We start from the raw sequence: 4,672 nt of genomic DNA on the forward strand, positions 1-4,672 counted from the left end.
CCATGGTAGCGGCCGCAGTACCTGAGGCCGCCAACTCTTAAGTAACATTCGACAATCAATGCCTTTGTCCTTCCGAATAATACCAAGTTGTGCACATCATTTCTGTGCGCCATCTACTGACATTGAATTGACTTTCTAAAACTAGCAGTCGAATTAGCAGGAAAACTGCTTTCCTTGGAGAAGATACAACTAATGGAACATACAAGATATGGAAACCAACTGACCGCACCTATACCTATACGTAAGCGCCGAGGCAAGCCCCGTAATCTGTGAACCTGGAGCCAGCTAAACCGATGCGACCGGGGACACTCTGGACAACCATGGCCAAGCGAAAGAATGCCATAAGTAGAAACAGACCAGCCAGGTTGTCCGCAAGGGGGAATGGGGGCTATGCGCAGAAGCCCTCGCCGGAAAGACAAAGAGCTCTTACGGCAGGCAGAAAGCCTTGCCGATCGCCTCAGGGCTTTGGGTTATCGTGATTTTCAAATTGAAGGCATTTTAGCCGATGCCGGGTTAGATGCCGCGCTAGAGCATCTTGCTGACCATGACCTGGAGACCGCCGTCCGGGTACTTGAGGACCAGATCGGTTTTGCACACCAGTGCCTAAGGGCTACTTCAGAAAAGAAAGCCGGTAGAGACAATGGTCCAATGGTCTAGGCATAGTTTGGTGGGTGGAAATGCGTAGGAAAATAACTATTGGCGTATGTATTTACCTCGTAGCCATGCTGGCATTGGGCGGATGGTTGTTGTTCTCAACCGGTTTTATCCCCTCCTATGGCCTTCCAATTGGCAAGGACCAGTCCAACCTGTGGACCGGTCTCACCCAGGCTCTGCTGGAGGAGATGGCAATGAAGGAGGGCAAGGTGGCGCCGAACCAAGGCTCCCCATCGCCGGATTCGGGCTCCAAGAGTGGTGAACCGGTTGAGCCCTCTAGCCCGGGAGAAGATGGGAATAATTCCAGGCTGGGGTCGCTGATAGTCATCCCTAGGCCCAACCAATCAACTCCTGGCTTGGGCCCCGGCCTGGGGAGTATTGCCCTGACACCGGAAATGATCTTGAATTTGGCCAACCGGGTTTCCGCTGCCGACCGGCTGGTGGTCTTGAATATCGTCCGCAAGCGCTTCTCGCTTGGCGATATCAGGCACGCCTTGTCTTTGGTTCAGGGGGGGGTGACCCCGGCCGAAAAGGTTGAGCTGGTGAACCTGGTGAAGGCCCGCCTATCTATAGAAGATATGGCAACCATCCGAGATTTATTATTGAAGTACGCAACCTAGAGGTGGCTATGAGTCCCCATGGTTCAAAGAGTAGGCCTCAGATGAGTGGAGGGCAACTTGGTATGGGCACAAATGGCATCGATGCTTCTTTCGCCAGGGCGGTCGACGAAGTCGACCTTCGAGCCTACCTGGAGGTGTTGTTTAAGTGGAAGTGGGTGATTGCTCTAATTACTGCTGCCGCGGTCCTAACCAGTGCTGTTCTTAGCTACCTGGTGATAACTCCTACATACGAGGCCAAGGCGGTGCTCATGGTAACCCAGCCTGCCCCCGAAAAGCCTGCTTCCTCTCAAAACCAGCAGGGTACGGGGGTAGAATCAGTAGTTGAAAGCGTATCGCGCTTGCCGGAAATGACTATTAGCACCTACGTAAGCCAGCTTAAGAACCTCTCGGTGTTAGAAGAAGTTGTCAAAGCCCTTAACCTTTCTGCCAAAGGAATTAGCGCCCAGTCCCTGGAGAAAATGATCCAGGTTGCTGCCATAAAGGACACCAATTTAATCGAGCTTAAGGTGCAGTCTACCGATCCGACATTGGCTTCCCAAATCGCCAACACTCTGAGCCAGCGCTTCTTGGATTTTATTTCCCAAACCAACAAGCAGCAGCTTAGCAAGTCGGTAGAATTCCTCGATACCCAAGCTCAGACGGGCGAAGGTAAGCTGGAAGCAGCGAAGAAGGCCCTGCGCGACTTCCAGATGCAACCTCGAGGAGTGACTTTCCTGGAAAAGCAGCTAGACGCTCGGATTCAAGACCTATCTAAGTATAAGACCAGGCTGGTGGACTTGCAGGTCCAGAGGGAGCAGCTGGCAGCCGGTAAGGCGGAGTTGGAAAGGCTGCTGGCGGCCACCCCCAAGACCATAAAGGTTAATAATCCTTTGTCCTCCCAATCCGCAAGTTCTACCACTTCCGGTAATGCCCAAACTGGAGGTTCAGGCTCAAAGCTAGTTACGGTAGGCGATTACGAAGAGATAAATCCTGCTTACGCCACCGCTGCCCAGATGCTAGATGACCGCACGGTACGCTTGGCGGAAACAGATGCCGAGCTGGCAGCCGTCCAGAAAATGGCCAACCAGCTGGAAGCGGAAGTGGAGGCCATAAGCGCCGAGCTCGCCAGCAAGCGGCTGGAGCAGGACCGGCTGCAGCGGGAAGTTGATAGGTGGGAAAAGACTCAGGATCTGCTTAATGATAAGATCGTAGAAACCCAGATCGCACGCTCCATCAACTTTGGAGACACCAGCTTACTCTTGGTTTCCCCGGCAGCTCCCCCGGCTAAGCCTATTAAGCCCAATCCCAGGCTAAACATGGCCGTGGCCGCGGTGCTAGGCTTAATGGTAGCGGTAGTCCTAAGTTTCGTTATGGAGATGCTGGATAATACCATCAGGACGGCGGATGATGTAGAGAAGCGTTTGGGACTACCGGTGTTGGGTACTGTGCCCTTTTTCAAGCCGGCCGAGTAGTCATTAGTTACGAATGAGCAATCTGAGCTCAACCGTCAAGCCTTCGGTGATGTTGGCAGACTAGTTCATATTCGTAGCTGAGAGGTGCAGCACGTGTTTCTAATAACCCAAAGCGACCCGAGGTCTCCTGCTTCAGAAGCTTTTCGCCTGGTGAGGGCTAACCTGAAATTCTCCCAAGTCCAAGGCAGTTTTAAAACCATCCTCATTACCAGTACCGGGCCCGAGGAAGGCAAATCGACCCTGGCGGCCAACCTAGCGGTCACCATGGCCCAGGCCGGCAGCACGGTTCTCCTGGTCGATTGCGATCTGCGCCGGCCCCGCCTACACCGGACCTTTAAACTCAAGAACCGGCTGGGGCTGACCAACGTTCTGATCCGAGCTCAATTGTGGAATCAGGCGGTTCAAACAACTGATATACCTGGTCTATCCCTTATTCCCAGTGGCCCTATTCCTCCCAACCCGTCGGAGCTGCTGGGGTCGGAGCCGATGCAGGAGTTCCTGGAAAGCGCCGCCTCTGAATATGACGCGGTGGTGCTTGATACTCCCCCGGTGGTGGCAGTCAGCGACGCCTTGGTTCTGGCCCCTTTGGTTGATGGTATCATCCTGGTGGTCCGGGCTGGAAAAACCCGGGTTGATCAGATAATGGAAGCTAAGAAATTGCTCGAAAATGCCAACGGCCGCATCGTTGGCGCTGTCATTAACGCCGCCAAGCCCAACGGGAAAAGCTATTACTATTACCATTACTACTCAAGCGATGGAAAAGAAAGATGAGCCAAGCCGTAAACCAGTTTTCTGGTTTGATCGATATACATACCCATATCCTACCGGGATTGGATGATGGCGCCAGTAACTGGGATGAAGCCCTGGCCCTAGCCGGGGCTGCCTCCGAGCATGGGACTGCCGTCCTGACCTGCACTCCTCACTATATACCGGGATTGTATCAGCCGGCACCGAAAACCATCAAGGAGCTGGCAGAAGAGTTTCAGCACCGTCTTGGGAGGGCCGGCATCGACCTGACTGTCAAGCCGGGGATGGAAGTCTATCTCGGCCCGGACGTGCCCGAGCTGGCCGAAACCGGGCGCCTGCTCCCTCTCGGAGGCTACTTCCCTGACCAGCCCGATGGGGCCTTGCGACCTTGCCTTCTGGTGGAGTTTCCGGCCAACGAGGTGCCAAGATACGCCGACCAGGTGTTTTTTGAACTTCAAGTCCAATCGTTGGTGCCGGTCCTAGCCCATCCGGAGCGCAACGCCAAAGTAATGGCCAACCCCCATCTCCTAGAACGCCTGGTGCATGAGCAAGGCGTGCTGGTTCAGGTTGATGCTGGCAGCATTGTCGGCTTGTTCGGGCGCAAGATCGCAAAAACGGCGGAACTCCTTCTTCGAAAGGGCTGGGTATCGTTTGTTGCCTCCGACGGGCACAGCCAAGCCCGCCCGCCGGTATTGAGCCTGGCCAAGGCCAAAGTAGCTCAGCTTCTGGGCACCGAGGCTGCTACTGCGCTGTTTACCCATAATCCGGCAAAAATCCTTGACGGCAAGGAGGTTCAACTGCCCCATCTATAAGCTGGTTCTCCAGTCCCCTTACAAAAGAGGAAATCACCGGTCCTTGCCGAAATGGGTAGGTTAAGTAATTTCGGTCGCGATCCATAAGAGGTGACGTGGTTGGCAGCGGCTCAGCGGGCGGCTCAGGCCGCAGGCATCATCGTAATACTGACTATAGTCAGCAAGGTCCTGGGGTTCCTCCGAGAGGCCTCGCTGGCCTCGGTCTTTGGAGCCGGTACCGCCACCGATGCCTACCTGGTGGCGATGATCGTTCCCAGCATGGTTTTCGGCATCGTGGGCACAGCTATCACCACCGTAGGCATACCTGTGTTTACCGAATATCGCCAGGACGGTAAAAAAGGGGAACTGCCGCAGCTGGTCTGGAGCAGCTTCCACGGCCTGATTCTCA

The 4,672-nt window shown here is 54.6% G+C and carries 6 protein-coding genes; all 6 read left to right on the forward strand.

Annotated elements, in window-relative coordinates:
• The first annotated feature begins 390 nt into the window (after nt 1-390).
• On the forward strand, nt 391-657 hold the full coding sequence (locus H5U02_14030) for a hypothetical protein (GenBank protein MBC7343540.1): 267 nt from the start codon (nt 391-393) through the stop codon (nt 655-657).
• A gap of 20 nt (nt 658-677) precedes the next feature.
• Nucleotides 678-1,274 carry a hypothetical protein gene (locus H5U02_14035; GenBank protein MBC7343541.1) on the forward strand — a complete coding sequence of 199 codons (597 nt, stop codon included), beginning with the start codon at nt 678-680 and terminating at the stop codon, nt 1,272-1,274.
• A 62-nt stretch (nt 1,275-1,336) separates the two neighbouring features.
• Nucleotides 1,337-2,725: a lipopolysaccharide biosynthesis protein gene (locus H5U02_14040; protein ID MBC7343542.1), complete on the forward strand. Its 1,389-nt coding sequence runs from the start codon at nt 1,337-1,339 to the stop codon at nt 2,723-2,725.
• Between the two features lie 84 nt (nt 2,726-2,809).
• Complete coding sequence (locus H5U02_14045) at nt 2,810-3,496, forward strand: CpsD/CapB family tyrosine-protein kinase (GenBank protein ID MBC7343543.1); 687 nt, start codon at nt 2,810-2,812, stop codon at nt 3,494-3,496.
• Nucleotides 3,493-4,284 (forward strand): hypothetical protein, encoded by a 792-nt coding sequence (locus tag H5U02_14050; protein MBC7343544.1) that lies wholly within the window; start codon nt 3,493-3,495, stop codon nt 4,282-4,284. Before H5U02_14045 ends, H5U02_14050 begins: the two co-directional genes overlap by 4 nt.
• Before the next feature lie 90 nt (nt 4,285-4,374).
• The coding region (locus tag H5U02_14055; GenBank protein MBC7343545.1) for a murein biosynthesis integral membrane protein MurJ at nt 4,375-4,672 on the forward strand (298 nt) is incomplete at its 3' end.

It is taken from the genome of Clostridia bacterium, from assembly GCA_014360065.1.
Classification (GTDB): Bacteria; Bacillota; DSM-521; order Neomoorellales; family JACIYF01; genus JACIYF01.

Coding starts and splice junctions, on each gene's coding strand:
- H5U02_14030 (MBC7343540.1), top strand. CDS start 391: ATGCGCAGAAGCCCTCGCCGGAAAGACAAAGAGCTCTTACGGCAGGCA.
- H5U02_14035 (MBC7343541.1), top strand. CDS start 678: ATGCGTAGGAAAATAACTATTGGCGTATGTATTTACCTCGTAGCCATG.
- H5U02_14040 (MBC7343542.1), top strand. CDS start 1,337: ATGGGCACAAATGGCATCGATGCTTCTTTCGCCAGGGCGGTCGACGAA.
- H5U02_14050 (MBC7343544.1), top strand. CDS start 3,493: ATGAGCCAAGCCGTAAACCAGTTTTCTGGTTTGATCGATATACATACC.